Source organism: Chitinophaga sp. YR627 (assembly GCF_900114995.1).
Classification (GTDB): Bacteria; Bacteroidota; Bacteroidia; order Chitinophagales; family Chitinophagaceae; genus Chitinophaga.
Window position 1 is genome coordinate 168,286 of the sequence record NZ_FOUX01000002.1, and the last position, 21,160, is coordinate 189,445.

The 21,160-nt window shown below is 47.7% G+C and carries 14 protein-coding genes; 10 read left to right on the plus strand and 4 right to left on the minus strand.

All coding sequences use genetic code 11. The features are described 5' to 3' along the window. Positions 1–29 precede the first annotated feature (29 nt). Both BMZ72_RS09400 and BMZ72_RS09405 read left to right on the plus strand, forming a co-directional pair. The gene (locus BMZ72_RS09400) at positions 30–1,037 is read left to right on the plus strand and encodes a fatty acid desaturase family protein (protein ID WP_089807593.1); all 1,008 of its coding nucleotides are present in this window, start codon (positions 30–32) and stop codon (positions 1,035–1,037) included. 539 nt (positions 1,038–1,576) lie between these two features. Further along, a complete protein-coding gene (locus BMZ72_RS09405; RefSeq protein ID WP_089807595.1) occupies positions 1,577–3,250 on the plus strand; it encodes a C25 family cysteine peptidase in 1,674 nt (557 codons plus the stop codon). A gap of 63 nt (positions 3,251–3,313) precedes the next feature. On the opposite strand, the gene BMZ72_RS09410 is transcribed toward BMZ72_RS09405, so the two are convergent. From BMZ72_RS09410 to BMZ72_RS09420, 3 genes are all read right to left on the minus strand, one after another. Next, positions 3,314–4,486 carry a hypothetical protein gene (locus BMZ72_RS09410; protein ID WP_089807597.1) on the minus strand — a complete coding sequence of 391 codons (1,173 nt, stop codon included), beginning with the start codon at positions 4,484–4,486 and terminating at the stop codon, positions 3,314–3,316. Next, positions 4,483–5,460: a DUF2157 domain-containing protein gene (locus tag BMZ72_RS09415; RefSeq protein WP_089809754.1), complete on the minus strand. Its 978-nt coding sequence runs from the start codon at positions 5,458–5,460 to the stop codon at positions 4,483–4,485. Before BMZ72_RS09415 ends, BMZ72_RS09410 begins: the two co-directional genes overlap by 4 nt. A 126-nt stretch (positions 5,461–5,586) precedes the next feature. Continuing rightward, positions 5,587–6,120 (minus strand): hypothetical protein, encoded by a 534-nt coding sequence (locus BMZ72_RS09420; protein WP_089807599.1) that lies wholly within the window; start codon positions 6,118–6,120, stop codon positions 5,587–5,589. 137 nt (positions 6,121–6,257) lie between these two features. On the opposite strand from BMZ72_RS09420, the gene BMZ72_RS09425 reads away from it, so the two are divergent. The 8 genes from BMZ72_RS09425 to BMZ72_RS09460 all read left to right on the plus strand — a co-directional run bounded on the left by BMZ72_RS09425 (position 6,258) and on the right by BMZ72_RS09460 (position 19,479). After that, a complete protein-coding gene (locus BMZ72_RS09425) occupies positions 6,258–6,557 on the plus strand; it encodes a protease inhibitor I42 family protein (protein ID WP_177222735.1) in 300 nt (99 codons plus the stop codon). A 259-nt stretch (positions 6,558–6,816) separates the two neighbouring features. Next, positions 6,817–9,264 carry a gliding motility-associated C-terminal domain-containing protein gene (locus BMZ72_RS09430; RefSeq protein ID WP_089807603.1) on the plus strand — a complete coding sequence of 816 codons (2,448 nt, stop codon included), beginning with the start codon at positions 6,817–6,819 and terminating at the stop codon, positions 9,262–9,264. Between the two features lie 32 nt (positions 9,265–9,296). After that, a complete protein-coding gene (locus BMZ72_RS09435; protein ID WP_089807605.1) occupies positions 9,297–11,255 on the plus strand; it encodes an Ig-like domain-containing protein in 1,959 nt (652 codons plus the stop codon). Positions 11,256–11,693: 438 nt separating this feature from the next. Continuing rightward, positions 11,694–12,377, plus strand: coding sequence for a response regulator transcription factor (locus BMZ72_RS09440; RefSeq protein ID WP_089807607.1), 684 nt, complete (start codon positions 11,694–11,696; stop codon positions 12,375–12,377). After that, positions 12,374–13,708 (plus strand): sensor histidine kinase, encoded by a 1,335-nt coding sequence (locus tag BMZ72_RS09445; protein WP_089807609.1) that lies wholly within the window; start codon positions 12,374–12,376, stop codon positions 13,706–13,708. The genes BMZ72_RS09440 and BMZ72_RS09445 overlap by 4 nt, the downstream gene beginning before the upstream one ends. A gap of 30 nt (positions 13,709–13,738) precedes the next feature. Then, positions 13,739–15,139 (plus strand): TolC family protein, encoded by a 1,401-nt coding sequence (locus BMZ72_RS09450; protein ID WP_089807612.1) that lies wholly within the window; start codon positions 13,739–13,741, stop codon positions 15,137–15,139. A gap of 4 nt (positions 15,140–15,143) precedes the next feature. After that, a complete protein-coding gene (locus BMZ72_RS09455; protein WP_089807614.1) occupies positions 15,144–18,362 on the plus strand; it encodes an efflux RND transporter permease subunit in 3,219 nt (1,072 codons plus the stop codon). Between the two features lies 1 nt (position 18,363). After that, the gene (locus BMZ72_RS09460; RefSeq protein WP_255373157.1) at positions 18,364–19,479 is read left to right on the plus strand and encodes an efflux RND transporter periplasmic adaptor subunit; all 1,116 of its coding nucleotides are present in this window, start codon (positions 18,364–18,366) and stop codon (positions 19,477–19,479) included. 75 nt (positions 19,480–19,554) lie between these two features. Here BMZ72_RS09460 and BMZ72_RS09465 read toward each other — a convergent pair whose 3' ends face one another. Then, the gene (locus BMZ72_RS09465) at positions 19,555–21,009 is read right to left on the minus strand and encodes a T9SS type A sorting domain-containing protein (protein ID WP_089807618.1); all 1,455 of its coding nucleotides are present in this window, start codon (positions 21,007–21,009) and stop codon (positions 19,555–19,557) included. Positions 21,010–21,160 lie beyond the last annotated feature (151 nt).

Genomic DNA, 21,160 nt, shown 5'->3' on the forward strand with positions numbered 1-21,160 from the left:
AGAAATCTACACCACATTTATTACTGCCAATGCTAACTGGAAAACAATTAATCCTGGCAACGAAGCCATATGCGAAGGAAATGAAGGGAAAAAGCTGGTATTACACGCTTTCTACCCTTGCCATTCTGATCGCGCTTTTTGCCTGTACCGCTTTCTTACCGTCACTGTTTCTGCGTATACCATGCAGTATACTCACCGGTCTGGTGATTGTGCGCATGTTTGTCATATATCATGATTTTCAGCACCATACGATTCTTTATCAGTCAAAAGCAGCGAATATCCTGTTCAGCGCTTTTGGTGTGTTCATTCTTGCGCCGGCAAGCATCTGGAAGCGTTCGCATGACTATCACCATGCACACAACTCCAAACTGTTTACCGCCAGCATCGGTTCTTTCCCGATCATGACACAGCAGAAGTTCCAGGAATCCACTCCTGCGGAAAAAAGGGCCTATCTGGCAGCCCGTCATCCACTGACCATCCTGTTTGGCTATTTCAGCATGTTCATGATAGGTATGAGTGTAAAATCTTTTACGAGCAGCCCATCCCGTCACATGGATTCCCTGCTGGCGCTGGTGCTTCATTTTGCCATGGGTACCCTGCTGTACATCTATATGGGCTGGTTAAGCCTCCTGTTGCTGTTGATCGTTCCATTCTTTATCGCCTGTGCGATCGGTGCTTACCTGTTCTATGCACAGCATAATTTCCCGGGTGTGACCTTCAGGGACAAGGAAGGCTGGTGTCATGACAATGCGGCAATGGCCTCTTCCAGCTATATGCAGATGAACGGATTCTGGAAATGGGTGACCGGTAATATTGGCTACCATCACATTCATCACCTGAATTCACGTATACCGTTCTATCGTCTTCCGGAAGCAATGGCAGCGATTCCCGAGTTACAGCGGGCAAAGACTACTTCACTCTCTCCGAAGGCAATTCTGGCCTGTCTGAGACTGAAAGTATGGAACCCTGATATCAATAAAATGATCGCATTGGGGGAAGTAACTGCCACTCCTGTGAGTTATGAATTAAGAGCCTGATCCAGGCAGTAAAATATCCCGGTATTTACCGGCATTAAAAGACAGATCTTAGCGGTCTGTCTTTTTTGCTTTTAAGAATGATTGCCGATGCCAATGTCTGTTTAAGGCCGCCTGCATACCTGAGACCACTCGCAGATAAATATTTCATTTACAACATATTACGAAGCTAACCTAAATAAAGACCAGGTAACTTGTCCTGAATGCCCCCTATTGCCCCTAAAATCGGGGTTGATACGACGCATATACGGCGTATATACGACGCATCTACGGGAGAGCTATACCGGAACGACCATAAGTAAATGTAAAAAGGGAGATGCTTTGTTCTTTGATCAGGGTGATATGCCGCTCTTATAATGGTCATCCTTCGTTCATCCTTCGTTAAGTGAACGAAGGATGAATGAAGGATGACCATTATAAAACCCTGTTCTGACCATATTCAGGTATAAATACCTACCGTTTTCAGGTACTTTCTACCCCGGTTATCCATTTACCTGCATCTATCTTTGCTATCATCATTTAACCTCCAAAACAACCCCAAAATGTCCAAAGAAAAGAATGGCCGCACATCGGCTGCAGAAAAACAGTCCCTTGTTGACGTACAACACATCCGTACACAGGTGGTACAGGACAGAACCCTCTTCAACCTCGATGCCGTGGGCCGCAATTACAAACTGGGCCAGGCATATAAAAGCGTCCGCAACCTGAAGCTGACAGATAAGAATAATATTCAACTGAAAACATATGCTGAATACCTGCAACTGTATAAAAAATTCCTGGACCTGACACCACTGATCGAAGAAAAGCCACGCCCCTCCTATCCTTCCGGCGAAAGCTATCTGAATACCTATAGCCTGCTGCGTTTTCCCCGCGGCAAGGTACTGGTGATGGTACATGCCGATATCTTCACACAGGTACAGGATCGTGTCAACAGATATGTACTTGATCTCGGCCGTGATGGTTTCTGGGCGACGATCCACGTTGTAAAAGGCGGAAAACCTGCCTATATCAGGAATTACATCCGTAGTAAATCCCCGGCGGGCGTCGTGATGGTGGGCGCTATACCCGTTGCCTGGTTTGAAATGGATGATGACTTCAATGGGGCACATGCTGAGTTTCCCTGCGACCTTTTCTACATGGATACCAATGGTACCTGGACAGATGCGGATGCTGATGGTAAATACAATGCCGTTAGCGGAGATGTAAGTCCGGAGATATGGGTAGGCCGTATCTGGACGCCTACTGCCAGTGGCAATGATGTCACATTGATCAATAATTATTTTGACCGCAATCACCTGTTCCGTACCGGCGGACTGGGACATTCCCGTTCTGCGCTTGCTTATGTGGAAGATGACTGGACAGGCTTTGATGATTGTGAAATGGATCTGATGACTCCTTCTGCCTATATTACCAAATACACTAACCCTGACATTACAGACGCGGATCTGTATAAAACGGAGATCAACCGTACACGTTCCTTTGTACAGCTCTGTTCTCACTCGTCTCCTCATGTACACTCTTTCCGGATCCCTTCTGAGGGTACGACGGAATGGATCGACCGGTCTTATTTCAGAGATGAACGCTGCCCGAATGCTAATTTCTTCAACCTGTTCTGTTGCAGTACGGCACGTTTCACAGAGAATGATTATCTCGGCGGATGGTACATTTTTGATAAAAGCGGTGGTGAGACCAATATGGGTCTGACAGTCGTAGGTAGTACCAAAACAGGGTCCATGTTATTCTTTGCTGATTTCTATGAGCCTATCGGCAAGGGCAGTTGCATCGGACAGGCAATGGTACAGTGGTGGCAGGCACGTGGCGCTGATCATGATCTGGGAGAAAGACAATGGTTCTATGGTATGAGTATTCTGGGTGATCCCACGCTGACCTGGTGGAAGGGAGCTGTTCCAAGATTACAGGAGCCTGCAGAAGGCGCTGTATTCAATCATTATCCACGGACACTGACATTCCGCTGGTTGCCGGTGAATATTCCGGGTGCTACCTATTCCCTGGAAGTAGACGCTTTTGGCGCTATCAATGCCGGACAATGGGCGGCACAATCGTTCCGTAGTTTTGGCGTATACCACAACATTACAGGCACTTCTTTCAACCACAGTTTTGTTGGCGCACAACCTGGCCGCTGGCGTGTAAGAGCAAAAGTAGGCGACCGCTATTGTTCCTGGTCTGAATGGTCCTATTTCCGTTTCACCATCTGATAATAACCCACAAGCCCACAAATAGAGGGTGACCGCTCCGAAAGGGAGACGGTCACCTTTCTTTTAATATTCTCCGGAGGCACCGCCACCACCGCCGGTACCGCCACCATAATTGTACTGGTCCGGTTGAGGTGAAGGTGTATGACTCATTGTTTGTGCGATTATCAGGGATTCTATCTGCACTGCTTCCATCATATTCCGTTCATTTGCAGAATCGGCAGTAAAGCCATTACGGGGTACTTTCAGGTAGCGCATCAATCCGTAGGCAACGCCGATCATCAGCAGTCCGCCGATAGTCATTGCCACTTCCAGTGGCGCCACGCTATGATAAAAGCGAATGGTATACACCATGGCAGCGATCAGCAGTAATCCCACACCGATCAGGATCCGGTCTTTTCTACGAATGCCGAGACAGATGTACAACAGTGGCAATACAATTGTCAGGATCCAGAAGATCCAGCCGCCTGCAATATCCTGTCCTTCCTGCAGATCGAGGTTGAACATTTCGATGCTCAGTTCTCTTACCACAAAATAGTTGCCACCCATGTACAGTGTCAGGAGGGATACTCCCTGCAGTACCAGTAAGCAGGATTTATAATGCCGGTAGGTATGCACCTTAGATAATTTTAAACTTGCAAGATATACTCCCAGGGATACCAGCATCACTGTAAACGGAACAACGATCTTCCCGGATGTACCCAGGGATTCCAGTATGGAAAACAACAGTGCCAGGAGTGATAAGTGTGCTACGATACTCATTCCCACATCTGCAAAACGCAGTACAAATAAAGTGGATAGTATCAGGGTAACCAGGCAATAGCCCCATGGATTACCTTCGGCATTCGCAGCGAGAATCACACCACCCAGGATAAAGCCACCGGCTATCCATATCAGGGCGGCATCTGCACCGGACTTATAATGTTTCTTATCCTTCACCATGAACTCTGCTATTGCATATGAGCCGGCGCCAAAAAAGAAACAAAGCACCGAAAATGCTTTTTCACTCATGGCGCTTACCATGATCAGACAGAAAAGTCCGAAGGAAAACTGCATGATGATGGTGGTCAATATAAAAATACCGATCCGCATGTAGGGATTAGGTGTGTAGAGATCAACCGGATAGGCAGTCCTGACCGCTTCCAGTTCTTCAGGCGTAATAAAGGCTCTTTCTCTGGCGTCTTCCGCCTGTTCCTGTATATCGCGGTTATCTAAAGATTTACTGTTATATGCGATCATGCTTTTTTCAGTTTTTTGTTCAGTTTCACAAGTAAGATCACGAAGGCAATAGCCGATATGATGAAGTATAATAATCCGGCGTAAATAGCACCGATATCATCTATCTCTATTAGCAACTGTACCAGTATATAACTCAACCCGATATAAGCATAAAGGGTAATGATCAATGCGAAATAGAAAGATTTATGTTTAATGGCCTGCCACATGAACAGTGCTACGGCGCCTGTGAGGAGGAAAGCCCAGAGGGCGATAGCGCCATCAAAAGCGGTAAACAGACCCGCCAGTGTCGCAATGAGAAATACGTGTACACCAAAGTTGCTGTAAGTAAAAGTGAAGTGTGCTTTGATATTTTTATACTTACTCACAGCAGCAGCGGCCACCAGGATGATACCGAGCAGTAGTCCGCTATAGATCAAAGGCGCACTGCTGAAATCATTATTTGTCAGCAATTGCAAAGGCGTCACGGTTACTCCCATCCAGGCGGCGAGGTTGGTGATGCCCATACTCAATACGCCGAGATGATCGAAGTAATATGCGGCTCCAAACAGGATGGCCATTGGAATAAAGGTCGCCATGCCGTAGCGCGTACCAAATACATTATACTGTACCTGTAAATACGTGATGAAAGTGATCAGCAACAAACAGCCTAACAGGAGGATGTAGTCAAAGAGCACATTCGGGGCAGGCACCTTCTCTTTCGAGAATGGCAATTTGTGTTTAAGGCAGTAATAAAAACAGCCTGCACATGCAAGCGCAATCGCAAGTAGGATCACCTGGTGACCGATCGTATCGATATTCTCATACACGAGAATACCCAATCCACCGCTCAATAACAGTACGCCGAGGTAGAGGATGGTCTTTAGTTCCCAGTGTACAGAAAATAGCCTGTGAGCAGTGACAGTCCGGATCTTTTCTGCAGATGTTGCGGAGATAATACCTTCTTTTTGAAGTCGTTCAAACAATTCTTGGTCCATAGCATTCAAATGACCCGGGAAAATATAACAAATAATTCATATTGACAAGATTCCCGTGGAAAAGAAACAGGCTGTCTCCGGAGTGGATACCGGTGACAGCCTGTTAGCTGAGAGGATGTTATATCGTTAATTACCCCAGGTCACATTGATGTTATGTGCTTTGGCGTACGCTTTTCCTTCGTTGGTCAGTTTGATGAACAGTTCTTCAAAGTGCGCTGCGTATTTGTTATCGATCTCCAGTGCCAGGGCAGCGATATCTTCTTTGGATCCACCACTGTCACAAAGTTTTGCCAGGGCGGTATATTCATTCTGGTAAACCGGCAATACATATTCATGTAAAGCGATTGAGGTTTGCAGCATCTCTTTTGTTTCATCGGTCTGCTTCAGGGCCTTGATATCTTTCAGTGCTTTCTCGATGTACTTTGCTTTGCTGTCTACCATGGTGAATGCCTGATTCTTAGCGGTATCCCCCTTTACGCCCTCGTACTTCACAGTAGTGGCGATGAGCATTCTGGTGAAATTCTCACTGGCGAAATCATTGAACATATTGGTATTGAGTACTGCCCTGTCAAAATAATTTTCGGGGGTGGGGTTAGTACATGCGGTAAAAGCCAGGAATAAACCCAGGACGAACATGTACATGATTTGTTTTGCTTTCATGTTGGCTTTTTTAAACGGGCGAAAGGCAGCAATTATCGTTCCATAACCAAATATAACAGCCTGATTATCTTTCTGGCCTGATGATTGCCGCAGTTAAACCGTACTGTTATCCTCAATTTCCATTAAAACCTGCTATTATGGAAACCGAATCCAAAAAGATAAAACAAGGGACCTCTTTACCTGTTATCCTGCCCGATCTTGGTACTGCCGGCTTCCACTGGTATTACAGGGTGAGTAATACGGACTGTGTAGAAGTCAGCCCGCATGACGAGGAAGCAGAAGCCATCCGGCAGGAAGCACGTATCAATAATGAAGAATCCTTTGTGATCAACGGGAAGGAGCCTGGACAGGCCACAGTCACTTTTGAGCAACGCCGCACCTGGGAAACGGAGGGGCCTGCTATCAACTCAAGAAGATTCGAAATAACGGTGATCTGACCTGTTTTTTGGATTCTTCTTTTTTAAAACCTACCATCTTCAGACCCCGATAGCTGTAAAAACAGTCTATCCCTTACCTGTTTTAATTATTGAAATAAAAAATATATATTCCCTCACCCACCCTTTTTTTTCATTTCCGAGTATTTACCTGTGAAAGTTAACTGTTGCTGGCGGATGCTTCCTTCAGGGGCCTCCGTAATTGTGCATGGCTATAAGCCTATACCCTGCCAATTTATTGACCGAAATCTAATGACCGTTCATGAAGCGCATCTTTACTATTACCCTATTATTGTCCATCTATACCAGCACGCAGTTATTGTATGCACAGACCTTTACACCGATCACCGTAACAGGTTATAATGCAGACATTGTAGCAGAAGCAGGTACCGATGCGGTAGCGGTAACGTCTACCGTGATCGATGGCAGCAACCACATATTGCATACCCAGGCATTCGCAGCTACAAATGGTATCGGCGGTGGCATCGTTGACAATGGTACTTTTGTCAGCGGTACCCGTACCTACCAGATGAGCCCTTATACGGCTCCCAATGCCTTATACTTGTCCGCCAATGGCAATGTGGCCAACTCCCTGGCGGCAGGCACATTAACGCTTGCGACACCGGCGATGTACAGTAAACTGAGTATTCTGGCCTTTGGTACAGAGAACAACAGTACAGTCATTGTCACCCTCAATTTTACAGATGGCACATCTTCCAATGCGGGCACTTTGCAGATCAAGGACTGGTTTTTCGGAACACCTTTTATCTTCAGCGGGATGGGGCGCCTTACGCGAACGACCACCTTTCCGACGGTAGACGGATTGCCCAGCAATCCCCGTATGTATTCCTTTGATTTCAACATCCCCTGTGCGGACCAGTCTAAGCTGGTCAGCTCTGTTTCATTCCTGTATGTGCAGGGACCGAATATCAGTTCGCGGGCACTGATTGTTGGTCTGTCGGGCGAATCATTTACCCCGCTTACCTACACCAGTACTAAAACAGACGCTGTCTGCGGCGGCGCCAGTGGTAGTATAGCGGTTACGGCGACCGGTGGCTCACAACCACTCTCCTACAGCTGGAATACCACGCCGGTACAGACTACGCCTACGGCGACCGGACTGGCAGGCGGTACATATACCCTGGCGATCAGGGACGCGAATAACTGTGTCACCAATGTGACAGCAACCGTTGAGATGTTGTCTACGGCCACATTGACCGCTACAGCAACACCCACACAGATCTGTGCCGGCGAGACGTCAACACTCAGTGTGACTGCCAGCGGCGGGACGGTCATTAATTATTCCTGGACACCAGGAGCCGGTACCGGGAACAGTATTACAGTAACACCTGCCGATACCACTGCTTATATCGTTTCTGCACAGGACCAATTTGGCTGTACGGTGAGAGATACGGTGGAAGTAGCAGTTAAACCTACACCTGTTGCTGACTTTAGTGTGTTACCAGATACGGTTTGTCTGGGAACAGGTAACACGTTGACCTTTACAGGAACTGCAGGTCCTGCTGCCACTTATAACTGGCACAACTTTGCCGGCGCCACGGTGCAAAGCGGTACAGGAGTGGGACCCTACGATATCCGTTTCAATGCAGCCGGGCAATACCCGGTACAGTTACAGATCACGGAAGATGGCTGCGTATCGGCGATGACCACGCATACTATAGTAGTATCACAACCACCAATAGCTGCTTTCACTGTCAGCAAAACGCCCGTTTGTGCAGGTGAGTCCATTACTATAACCTATACCGGCAGTAACGGTCCGGATGCAGTGCCTACCTGGAACTGGGGAGGCGGTGCTGTCAGAAGCGGCACTGGTTATGGACCCTATATGATCACTTATGAGCGAAACGGCACCATTACTTTTTCTATACAGGATGGTGTGTGCGCAGATACGGCGGCGCCTGTGGCCATTACCGCCATACCGATACCCGTACCTGATTTCTCAACAGATCTGACGACAGCCTGTGCACCGCAGGAGATCAGCTTTACCAACCTGTCACAGCTGGCCGATAGTTATACCTGGTCACTGGGCAATGGTACACAAACCACTGAAGAAGACCCCGTATGTAACTATACCGTGCCTGGCGTCTATACCGTTTCACTGACCGCCAGCTCCCAGGGATTATGTACAAGAACCATTACAAAGACAGCCCTGATCAACATACTGACACCGCCTGTAGCAGCTTTCAGCGCGGCCCCTGGAGAGAATGTACCGGTAGAATTCAAGAATGGCTCGTTTACGTTCAATAACACTTCGGAGAACGCAGTCAGCTACAGCTGGGATTTCGGAGATGGTAATTCCGCGGACACAGAAGACGCACAGCACAAATATGAACTACCCGGCAGCTACAGAGTAACCCTTTACGCAGCAAATGAGATCGGCTGTACTGACAGCATCAGCCATGCATGGTACATCGTAACGCCTGATCTGGTACTGGAAATTCCGAATGTATTTAGTCCGAATGGAGACGGGATCAATGACAACTGGAGCGTGGATGGTCTGAAAGCAAGACCAATGGCTACAACAGAAATCTATAACCGCTGGGGCCAGATTGTATTTACGGGCATCGGTTATACCCCATGGGATGGCACCAGACGCGGTCAGCCACTACCAGTGGGTACTTATTATTATGTCATCAAAACATCGGCAGACGAAAAGCCCTACACTGGATGGGTGGCGCTGCTACGGTAATAAATTTAGTATCAACCAAAAATACCAATTGAATGAAACGTGTTCTAATTGTTGCCTCCATGCTGGTAATATGTGCCTGCCGGCTATATGCACAAACCTATACGCCTATAGCTGTAACGGGTTACAACAATGATGGTGTTGCAGAAGCAGGCATAAACGCTACCGCCGTGACTAGTACAGGCCTGGATATCCAGGAAAAGATCCTGTATACTTTTGATTTTGCTGCGCTTAACAACCTGGATGCGGGTATACCCAATGACGGTCTTTTCTCCACAGGCTTACGTACTTACCAGATGGCCGATTATACCGGCAACAACGTATTGTACATGTCTAAAAACGGAGGTGTTAACCTGACAACAGGTTTAGACACCCTGACATTTGTTACACCCGGCGCTTACAGTAAGATCAGTTTTCTCTGTTATTCTACAGAGCAAAGCAGTACAGTGTCTATTACCTTTAATTATACAGACGGCACGCATTCCGTTCCTGATACCTCTACCATCCTTGACTGGTTTGGTGGTACCAATCCTGTTTTTGACAGCTATGGCCGTATCAAAAGACAGGCAGCAGGCCCTTACAGTGTGGAAGGTCTCAGTTCGAATGACCCACGTATCTATTGTATCGATATAGCTCCTGCCTGTGAAAACCAGGCAAAGGATATTGAATCTGTTACCATCAGCTATGTACAGAGCGGCGATCCCGGCAACAGTTCAAGAGCCGTTTTCCTGGCTGTATCCGGTCAGGCATATGTACCTATCGCAGTGACCACAGAAGTGACTAAAGCCACCTGTGGCAATAGTGATGGCAGTGTACAGGCAACAGCAAGCGGCGGTTCTTTCCCCCTGAGCTATTCCTGGAATACAACACCCGTACAGACAACAGAAACCGCTACTGGTGTAGCAGCAGGCACCTATACATTGACAGTGACCGATGCGAATGGTTGTCCGGCGGATTTCACCGCAGACGTGAGTGAAGAATCCATGATCCTGCTGAAGGCACTGGCCAAACCAGGCGATATCTGTACCGGCACTGACACGAAGGTCTGGGCGATTCCGACAGGCGGACGGATGCAGTCCTATACCTGGGAACCCGGCACCAGAACTGACTCAAGTTTCACAATTTCACCAGATACCACGACGACTTTCAAACTGACCGGTGTTGATGAAAATGGATGTATCGTGATGGACAGCATCAGGATCACCGTTACAAAAAAACCGGACGCACCGCTGGTAACACCGGTGACGCTTTGTCCGGACAGTACGGCGACTCTGAATATCACCAACGCCAGCACACCATTTACCTACAACTGGTACACCTTCCCTTCCGGAGGTAGCGTAGAAGGTACCGGCGCAACCTATGAGACGCCAGCCATCACGGCAGAAACGACTTTATATGTGGAGGCAGTGAATGGTCCGTGTGCAAGTGACAGGACAGCGGTGACGGTCACTCCGTTTGACAGGGCAGCAACCCCGGTCGTGAAAGCAGGTACGATCACCGCCACTGGCGTGACCTTTACCTGGGATCCGGTCCCTGGAGCTACCGGCTACCTCGTATCTGTGGATGGAGGTGCTTACATCGCTCCGAGCAGCGGCAATACAGGTACAACACATCTGGTGAGCGGTATTACCAATCAGCAGTCCATCAATATTAAAGTAATCGCCCTGGGACCACTGGCTTGTCAGAATAGTCTGCCAGGTCTGGCCAGCGCCAAACCTAAACCAGGGGAAATCTTTATTCCAAATGCCTTTACACCAAACGGTGATGGTAAGAATGATTACTTTAAACCGGAGGGTACTTCTATCTCTTCGATCGAGATGAAAGTGTTCAATCAGTGGGGTGAGCTGATCTATCAGACGAACCAGCTGACCGGATGGAATGGTACTTATAATGGTAAACTACAGCCATCAGGCGTATATAGCTATACTGTCAGGATCAATATGACGGATAAAACCAGTGTAGTTAAAAAAGGAGCCATCAATTTGTTACGCTAAACCTGCAACAGACCCGTTTTATTCAGGGGTTGTCCACCTATGGCTGGACAACCCCTTTTTATTACCCGGAAAAATACCCCGGAACCTTTGAAAAAGACAACTATTGAATTAAATAGTGAAAATCACCCTGTTTATGCCGGCAGGCAGCATATTCGTAAATATATAACTACCAATCAGTTAAGAGAATACTTGATAATATAGTTATTTCCCCAGCAACCCCGGCCATTAAAAAACTTTGAATTTTACAACTATTCATTTGAATGGAACAATCTTAAGAACAGGATTCTTACCAATTTTACAGTACAATTTTTAAGGTACTCAACGGACATCAAGACAGTTAAAAAGAACCACGTATGACCGGTGGTTCTTTTTTTATAAACGTAAGAGTGACATTGCTTCAAGATTGCTTCAAATTTAAAAACGAATTATGCAGCTTATATGAAAGTTCTGCTCGTTGAAGATAACATGGAGCTGGCCGGCAGCATTAGTAACTTTCTCGAAAAGGAAGGTTATCTGTGCGAGGTAAGCCATACCAGCAGTGAAGCTTATGATAAGTTGTCAGGGTTCCAGTATGACTGTGTATTACTGGATATCACCTTACCGGATGGAAACGGACTGGAATTATTACAGTTCATGCACCTTGAGAAGATTGATAGTTGTGTACTGATCATTTCCGCGAAAAACTCACTGGACGATAAGATAAGCGGACTGGAAGGCGGTGCGGATGATTATCTGACCAAACCTTTTCATCTTCCCGAATTACATGCCAGGCTGAGAGCCATCTTCAGAAGAAAGAAACTACAGGGGAGCAATATCGTGAGCTTTAATGAGATCACGCTGAATACGGATACGCTGGAAGCGAGTGTGAATGAGATTATACTGGATGTGACACCGAAGGAATTTGACCTGCTTTTATATTTCCTTGTGAACAAGAACAGGGTATTATCCCGTCAGTCGATCGCAGCACATCTGTGGGGCGACTATACCGACAACCTGGCCAATTTTGACTTTGTATACCAGCATGTGAAGAATCTCCGGAAGAAGATCCATGCTGCGGAGGGAGCAGATTATATTAATACGGTATACGGATTAGGTTACAAATTTAATACTGCTGTATCATGAAGCTGATCAACAAGTTCACCTTATGGTATCTGTGCATCACGCTGACCGCGATGCTGGTAGGATTTGTGATCGCCTATCACAAGGTAAAATCAGGTATAGACCAGGCAGAGATCGACCGTCTGAAGGTATGTAATGACCAGATGGCGATGCAGATGCGGCACGGCGTATCACCGGATACCTACATGAAGGGCAGACCGGTAGAGATCAAAATGCTGGAATTTGAAATACCTGTGAATAAGTATGATGTGTATGAGCATACTTTCTTTAATACGATGTTACAGCACCGCGAGTGCAGGCTGACGGTTACTTCTTTTTATAATATCAACGGCCATTATTATAGCATTTCGTCTTACAACTACATTACCAAGGCGAAAGAGATTTTAAAAGGCCTCTTTAGTTCTTTCATCTGGATCTTTGCCATTCTGCTGACGTTGACTGTATTGTCAGCCCGATTCGTATCGAGACTGATACTGGCGCCTTTTCATCAGACGATGAAGAAAGTGCGTTCATTCAACCTCAAAGACAGAAAGCCGCTGCAATTACCTGCCGCCAATGCGGCTGAGCTGAAAACGCTGAACTGTTTCCTGAACGGGATGGCAGACAAGGCGCTGGACGACTATCGTTCTCTGAAAGAGTTTACAGAGAATGCGTCTCATGAATTACAAACCCCACTGGCTGTGCTACGTAACAAGCTGGAACTACTGACAGAGTCTTATCTGCAGGGTAAGGAGCCAGATGCTATCGTACCACTGATCGGGGATATGCAGAATGCGATCGACAAATTATCCAGGATCAACAGTTCACTGACACTACTTGCCAGACTCGAAAACAACGAGTTTGACACCCGGCAAAGCATCTCTATGTCACAACTGATCACAGATGCATTGCAGAGTTTTTCAGAACTGATGGATATGAAATCCATTACACTGGAGACCATGATCAACACCGGCGTTAAGGTGCAGCTACACCCCGCGCTGACCGACATTTTACTTGGCAATCTGCTGAGCAATGCCATCAGACACAACGTACAGGGAGGTCAGATCAGTGTAACATTAAACAGGTCAAAACTGGTCATCGCCAATACCGGTAATCCACCGGAAGTACCTACCAGTCAGTTGTTCAGACGCTTCAAAAAAGGAAGCAGGAACAGTGATTCAATCGGTATAGGTCTGGCGATCGTGAAACAGATCTGTGACGTCAACCATTTCAACATTCAATATGATTACGCCGGAGGCTGGCATATCATGCAAATTATTTTCGAGGAATCAACAGAGAACATAAAGCCGCTAAAGGAAGCATCCAGCACACGTTTTCCTGAGAAACAGTTTTAGGGTTCATGGTCTTAATGTTTAAGTATTATCATGCAAACAAAAAGAATCGTCGTAGTCCTTTTCCTGCTGTTATGGCACGGATCGATGGAGGCGCTACACGCACAGCAGGTACTGACGTTGAAAGAAGCAGTACAGACCGCGCTGGCCAACTATGGGACCGTCAAGGCTAAAGCCAATTACCTGAGCGCGTCCAAAGCTACAGCCACACAGGCAAAGCGGGATTATTTACCCAACCTGAACGTATCCGCCCAGCAGGATTATGGTACCGTTAACGGCCAGTTTGGCCCATCTTATGGTCTGAATGGTTTAGGGGTGGCCTCTTCGGGTCCTACCCTGCCTTCACAGAACTGGAACGCGGCATTCGGCGGACTTTATCTCGCCAACTTAAACTGGGATTTCTTTGCCTTCGGCCGCGCCAGGGAGAAGATCAAGGCTGCACAGGCAGCGGTGAACAGAGACCAGTCAGACTGGGAACAGGAGCAGTTCCAGCATTCCGTAAGGGTTGCAGGCGCTTATCTGAACCTGCTGGCAGCACAACGTCTGACCCGTTCCTGGTGGAACAACCTGGAGCGTGCGGACACCTTCCGTTCTGTGGTGGTAACAAGAGCACTGAATGGGCTGATCCCGGGCGTAGATTCTACCCTGGCGAATGCAGAGGTATCCAATGCAAAGATCGCCTATACCAAGGCGAAAGATGCAGAGCAGACCTATTCCAATCAACTGGCGCAACTGATGGGGGTAACACCTATCAATTTTGTATTGGACACCCTGTTTATTGCACGTATACCAGGTGCGTTATCAGACAGTGTCAGCGCAAATATCCAGGGACATCCGTTACTGAAGTACTACGAAGACCGTATCAAGGTAAGTGATGAACAGGCCCGTTATATCCATACGCTGAACTATCCGGCTTTCTCCGTATTCAGTGCAATACAGACGAGAGGTTCGGGATTTGACGCGAACTACATCACTGACCAGACAGCTTATAACAAGGGTTACTGGGATGGCGTTAAACCTAACCGCAGCAACTATCTGCTGGGTATAGGAGTGACCTGGAACCTGACCTCTCCGCTGAGAGTGAAACACCAGACAGCCGCTCAGAAATTTGTATCAAAAGGCCTCCAGGATGAATATGAGCTGGTTCGCCAGCAACTGGCTGCGCAGTTAATACTGTCAGACACCCGGATCAAAAATGCGCTCGACAACTATGCAGAAGCGCCGATACAGGTGAATGCAGCAACAGAAGCTTACAACCAGAGAACAGTATTATACCGGAACGGACTGAATACTATTGTGGATGTAACACAGGTATTCTATACCCTGAACCGTGCAGAGACAGACCGTGATATTGCCTATACCAATGTATGGCAGGCACTGTTGCTGAAAGCAGCTGCGAGTGGCAATTTTTCTCTATTCATCAATGAATTCTAATTAAATGAACCTGATAAGATCAGCATTACGCAAACCAATATCCATACTGGTAATAGTGGCTGCCCTGTTCTTCTTCGGTATAGGCGCCGTAAGAACGATCAAGGTGGACATCTTCCCCAAACTGGACCTGCCGGTGATGTACATCGCGCACCCTTTTGGCGGATACACTCCTACCCAGATGGAAGCCTACTTCGGTAAACAGTACATCAACATATTACTTTATGTAAATGGTATCAAGGCGATTGAGACCAAAAACATACAGGGTCTGACCCTCATTAAGGTGAGTTTTTATCCGGGCACGAACATGGCGCAGGCACAGGCAGAGCTCAGTGCATTCTGTAACCGTATCCAGGCTATCTTCCCTCCCGGTTCACAGCCACCGTTCATTATCCGTTTTGACGCTTCTACCCTGCCTGTGGGCGAACTGGTATTAAGCAGTGAAAAACGTGGTAATAACGAACTGCTGGACCTCGCTAATACTTATGTGCGTGCATCCTTTACACAGATCCCTGGTCTGGTATCGGCACCTCCATTCGGTGGTAACTTGCGTACTGTGGTGATCAAAGCAGACCCGGAGTTGCTGCGTTCTCACAATCTGACGCCTGACCAGCTGGTAGAAGCACTGCGTATCAACAACCAGACTTCTCCTTCCGGTAACGTGCGTATCGGCGATGTGAACTATATCACACCTGCCAACACCGCTATCAGAACGGTAAAAGATTTCGAAAATATCCCACTCTTTAAAGGCGGCGTACAGAACCTCTATCTGCGCGATGTGGCGAGTGTAGAAGATGGCGCTGACGTAACTGCCGGTTATGCCCTTGTAAACGGACGCCGTTCCGTATACCTCAGTGTAGCTAAATCAGGTGATGCATCCACCTGGGAAGTGGTGCAGAAACTGAAGGCCGCATTACCTAAATTCCAGGCACTTTTGCCGGAAGACGTAAAGCTGAGCTATGAATTTGACCAGTCCGTATATGTGATCAACTCCGTAAAAAGTCTGATCAGTGAAGGTACGATCGGTGCGGTACTGACAGGTTTGATGGTACTGTTGTTCCTGGGTGACCCAAGAGGTGCATTAATCGTGATCCTGACCATCCCGACGTCCATCATTGCGGCGGTATTGTGTCTGAAACTCGCGGGGCAGACTATCAACATCATGACATTGAGTGGTCTGGCACTGGCGATTGGGATATTGGTGGATGAGAGTACGGTGACGATAGAAAATATACACCAGCACCTTGACATGGGTAAGCCGAAGGGGCTGGCCATATGGGATGCGTGTAAGGAGATCGCTTTCCCGAAACTGCTGATCCTGTTCTGTATCCTGGCGGTATTTGCACCAGCGTTCACCATGGGTGGTATCCCAGGTTCACTGTTCCTGCCGCTGGCACTGGCGATCGGTTTTGCGATGATCATTTCTTACTTCCTGGCACAGACTTTCGTACCGATCATGGCCAACTGGCTGATGAAGGACCACGTACATCATAAAGCAGGAGAACCAGTTCCTCATCATGATAAAAAAGAACTGATAGAAAGAGCTGATTTTGATAATAATGGTAAGGTAAGCGGCTTTGAGCGTGTACGTAACCGCTTTATGCGCTTTATGAACAGGGTGATGCCGGCACGTAAGCTGATCGTAACTGTTTATCTGGTGGCAGGTATTGCGCTGGTAGCCTTGTTGATCAATAGTATCGGACGTGACGTATTACCACGCGGTAATGGTAGTCAGTTCCAGCTGCGTCTGCGTGCACCGGAAGGTACCAGGGCAGAGAAAACAGAAGAGATCACTATTAAGACGATCGATGCGATCAAACGTATTGTAGGTCCGGAGCATGTGTCTATTTCTTCTGCTTATGTGGGTCAGCACCCGGGTCAGTTCTCCATCAGTCCGATCTATCTGTTTATGCCTGGTCCGCAGGAAGCAGTCATCCAGGTAGCATTGGAAGAGGATTACAAGGTGAATATGGATGAGCTGAAAGATAAGATCAGGGCAGAAATGAAAAAAGAACTGCCTGGTGTGAAACCATCTTTCGAACCAATCGAACTGACAGACAAGATCCTGAGCCAGGGTTCTCCTACTCCGATCGAAGTAAGGTTCACAGGTAGGAATAAACAGCTGAACGAGCAGTTTGCCGCGAAGCTGATCACTAAACTGAACCAGATCTCATACCTGAGAGATGTGCAGTTGGGACAGTCTACCAAATATCCTTCCCTGCGAGTGAATATTGACCGTATCCGTGCGGCACAGCTGGGTGTGGATGTGAGCGATATATCCCGTTCACTGACAGCTTCCACTTCTTCCTCCCGTTACACAGAGAAGAACATCTGGATCGATGAGAAATCCAACCTGAGTTATAGTGTACAGGTACAGGTACCGGAAAACAAGATGACGGATATACAGTCCATCAATGAGATACCGCTGCTGAGAAACTCCAGCAGACCGGTACTGGGCGATGTGGCGACTATCGTACCAGATACAACTTATGGAGAGGCCGATAACCTTGGCGCGATTCCAAGTTTGTCTGTTACTGCCAATACGAACAACATTGACCTGGGTACAGCGTCTGCGGATGTACAGAAAGCGATCAACTCGCTGGGCGAACTGCCACGTGGTCTGAACGTGGAACTGATCGGTCTGAGTTCTACACTGACTGAAACACTGGACAGCTTACAATCAGGTTTGCTTGTAGCGATCGTGGTGATCTTCCTGATGCTGGCGGCTAACTTCCAGTCATTCAAAGTATCTGCAGTGGTACTGGCATCTGTACCGGCGGTACTGATCGGATCCCTGACATTGCTGCTGCTGACCGGCTCTACGCTGAACCTGCAGTCTTACATGGGTATCATCATGTCAGTGGGCGTATCGATATCGAATGCGGTGTTACTGATCACGAATGCGGAGCAGTTGCGTCTGGAGAATGGTAATGCACTACTTTCCGCGAAAGAAGCAGTAGGTTTGCGTCTCCGTCCTATCCTGATGACGAGTCTTGCGATGGTGGCAGGTATGATCCCAATGGCCAGCGGCCTGGGTGAATCCGGCGACCAGACCTCTCCCCTGGGACGTGCGGTGATCGGCGGCCTGATCGCCTCTACCTTCAGCACCCTGTTTATCTTACCACTGGTATTTGCATGGGCGCAGGGTAAAGCAACCACCCAATCGGTATCACTCGATCCGGAAGATAAAGAAAGTAAAAACTATGTACCATCCTTACACGAATAATATGAACAGTCTTAAAGCACTTGCTATCACAATAAGTTTACCTGCCACACTGTTTTTCAGCAGCTGTAGCCACACAGAAGGTAAATCAGAAAATAAAGAAACCGCACAGGAGGAAGCTGCTGTTGCAGCAATATCCCTGCAGAAAGGTAAACTCACTTCTTCTCTGCAACTTCCCGGTGAGCTGATCGCTTACCAGCAGGTAGATATCTATGCAAAGGTGAGCAGCTTCGTAAAGAAACTGCATGTAGATGTGGGTACGGAGGTAAGTCAGGGGCAGCTGCTGGCTACTATGGAAGCACCTGAGATCAGTTCTCAGCTGGCCGGAGCTGAATCCCGGATCAAATCACAGGAGGCGGTATACCTGGCCAGTAAAGCCAATTACGACCGTTTGTATAATACCAGTCTGACACCCGGTACCGTTTCCAAAAACGACCTGGATATAGCGCAGGCTCGTATGAAGTCAGACCTGGCACAATGGGATGCCGGTAAGGCAGCTTACAGGGAAATCTCTGACAACAGGAACTACCTGGAGATCAGAGCACCATTTTCAGGCGTTATCAGCGCGAGAAATGTAAGTGCGGGCGCTTATGTTGGTCCGACAGGGAAAGGCTCTGAATTGCCTTTATTTACCCTTCAGGAGCAAAAGAAACTCCGTCTGGTGATCTCTGTTCCGGAATCTTATACTGCGTATCTGAACAGCAGCAGTGAGGTGAAGTTCAATGTGAAGGCATTTACCGGTCAGCAGTTCACAGCGAAGGTGAACCGTCTTTCCGGCGCACTGGATGCCCGTCTGCGTTCACAGCGTATTGAAATGGATGTGATCAACAATGATAAAAAGCTGTTACCGGGAATGATCGCGGAAGTGAATATTCCGATGGATGCGGCTGATAGCACCTTCCTGGTACCAAAAGCAGCGGTGGTGAATTCTACAGTGAATGTATTCGTGGTAAGGGTAACAAACGGCAAAGCGGAAAGAGTACAGGTGCAAACCGGCCGCGAAGCTGATGGTAAAATTGAAATCTATGGCAATCTCAACGAAGGCGACACCATTCTGGCCGCCGCTAACGAAGAAATAAGAGAAGGCGCTGAACTGAAGCACGTTAAAACAGGCAAGTAAGAAAGGATGAAATCAAAAGCAAAAGGCGTCCGCTTACGCGGGACGCCTTTTTGCATATATATAGGGAGCCGAATACTACTGAATCACTACCTTCTTTGTGTAATACTTAGTACCGTTTGTAACTACCAACACATATACACCACCCGCTACATTCCCTGTATTTACTGATACAGTTGCTGCATTGGCGGTCTGGTGTACCACCGGCGTTTTATTCACATCTACCAGCGATACTTTCAGTGGCGCTTTGGCGTCATATTCCGTTACCCTTACCGTCAGGGAAGTACCTCTGCTGACAGGGTTCGGGAATACTACCAGTCCTTTGTCCGACGATAGGGATAAACCGTCTTTTTCTTCAGGTGCTACGCTTACTGTGGCAGCAGCCAGTTTTTCCACTCTGATAGAAGACACCTGGTCATTCCAGCCGGCTTCCATGGAAGCCGCATCCGCAGTAAATACTTTGGAAGAACCGGTGAAGTTGTCATCCATGTAGAAAGTGACTCTGTAGCCGGCAGCTACTTTCAGCGAGGTGACATCGTCATTCCTTGCACCGTAGGCTCTGAGGGTGGTCAGGTTGTAATTGCCTTCCGGCAGGTATACGCCGTAACCACCGTAATTGATATCCTGGAACAGACTGGCAGCAATTGGCTTAGGTGTGCTATAAGTAAAGGGATATTTCTGCTGTGCCTGTACGAATTGTGTTTCATATTCGCTGGTCCAGCCGAATGCTGTCGTTGCCAGTGACTTCAGGTTTACACCTGCAGCTCCGCTCCAGAAATGTACAAATTCGCCCATGTTCATGCCGCCGTTGTATTCGGAGCCAGTACGGGAGAAATAGAGCGCTACCTGTACGAAATAACGGTTTAACACCTGTGTACCGCCATACTGATTGTAGATTGGATAAAACCAGTCCCTGAACCAGGCGGTATTGGCTCTTGGGAAATTATCCCTGCCTGCTGTGAATTGCGTGTAGACTGAGTTTTGGTAGGTAGTCAATCCCAGACCTTTGTAGACGTCATAAATGTAGATCTCTGCCCATTTACTGTCTCCCCAGATACCAAAAGCAGGAGAGCCATGCGTGTTTTTAGAGCCGATTTCCACAATATGTCCGACTTCATGCGTCAGCAGGTTATGGTCACCTTCTGTAGCCCCTGTCCAGTTACCCGGACCTGCGTCGATCACATTTCTGAAATCGTGGCTGGCATCAAAGTAAGTAGAAGGGTGACCACCGCTGTATTTGTTGGCATGCATGACGGCATACAGCTGTGGTTCGGTACCAAAGGAACCGTATGTCTTTTTGGTATACCGCCATACGTCTGAGAGGAACTGATTGGGCCAGGTGACAGAGCGGCTCACATCATTGTCATAATAGAGCGCCAGGTCATTATCCAGGTAGACACGCTGCAATAGCTGCACGTGTTCAAACCAATGTTCCTGCCAGGTTGCAGGAGTTGTCTGGGCCTGTACCTGTGACAGAGGAGATACGAGGCAGCTGGCAAACATTGCCAGTAAACAGTAGAAGTGTTTACGCATAATTAAACGGTTAATTTGAGGGAAAAGATCACCGGACTTTCAACCAGTGACGGTTTATATAAAAAACACTTGATTACATGATGATCATTTACCGTTTCCTGCCTCGTACACATCTGTTTGAAGGAAGGACTGCCTGAAGGCAGCCCTTCCC

Bases quoted from the DNA above. Each gene is read 5' to 3' on its own strand.
- BMZ72_RS09400 (WP_089807593.1), top strand. From the start codon at position 30: ATGCTAACTGGAAAACAATTAATCCTGGCAACGAAGCCATATGCGAAG.
- BMZ72_RS09405 (WP_089807595.1), top strand. From the start codon at position 1,577: ATGTCCAAAGAAAAGAATGGCCGCACATCGGCTGCAGAAAAACAGTCC.
- BMZ72_RS09410 (WP_089807597.1), bottom strand. From the start codon at position 4,486: ATGATCGCATATAACAGTAAATCTTTAGATAACCGCGATATACAGGAA.
- BMZ72_RS09415 (WP_089809754.1), bottom strand. From the start codon at position 5,460: ATGGACCAAGAATTGTTTGAACGACTTCAAAAAGAAGGTATTATCTCC.
- BMZ72_RS09420 (WP_089807599.1), bottom strand. From the start codon at position 6,120: ATGAAAGCAAAACAAATCATGTACATGTTCGTCCTGGGTTTATTCCTG.
- BMZ72_RS09425 (WP_177222735.1), top strand. From the start codon at position 6,258: ATGGAAACCGAATCCAAAAAGATAAAACAAGGGACCTCTTTACCTGTT.
- BMZ72_RS09430 (WP_089807603.1), top strand. From the start codon at position 6,817: ATGAAGCGCATCTTTACTATTACCCTATTATTGTCCATCTATACCAGC.
- BMZ72_RS09435 (WP_089807605.1), top strand. From the start codon at position 9,297: ATGAAACGTGTTCTAATTGTTGCCTCCATGCTGGTAATATGTGCCTGC.
- BMZ72_RS09440 (WP_089807607.1), top strand. From the start codon at position 11,694: ATGAAAGTTCTGCTCGTTGAAGATAACATGGAGCTGGCCGGCAGCATT.
- BMZ72_RS09445 (WP_089807609.1), top strand. From the start codon at position 12,374: ATGAAGCTGATCAACAAGTTCACCTTATGGTATCTGTGCATCACGCTG.
- BMZ72_RS09450 (WP_089807612.1), top strand. From the start codon at position 13,739: ATGCAAACAAAAAGAATCGTCGTAGTCCTTTTCCTGCTGTTATGGCAC.
- BMZ72_RS09455 (WP_089807614.1), top strand. From the start codon at position 15,144: ATGAACCTGATAAGATCAGCATTACGCAAACCAATATCCATACTGGTA.
- BMZ72_RS09460 (WP_255373157.1), top strand. From the start codon at position 18,364: ATGAACAGTCTTAAAGCACTTGCTATCACAATAAGTTTACCTGCCACA.
- BMZ72_RS09465 (WP_089807618.1), bottom strand. From the start codon at position 21,009: ATGCGTAAACACTTCTACTGTTTACTGGCAATGTTTGCCAGCTGCCTC.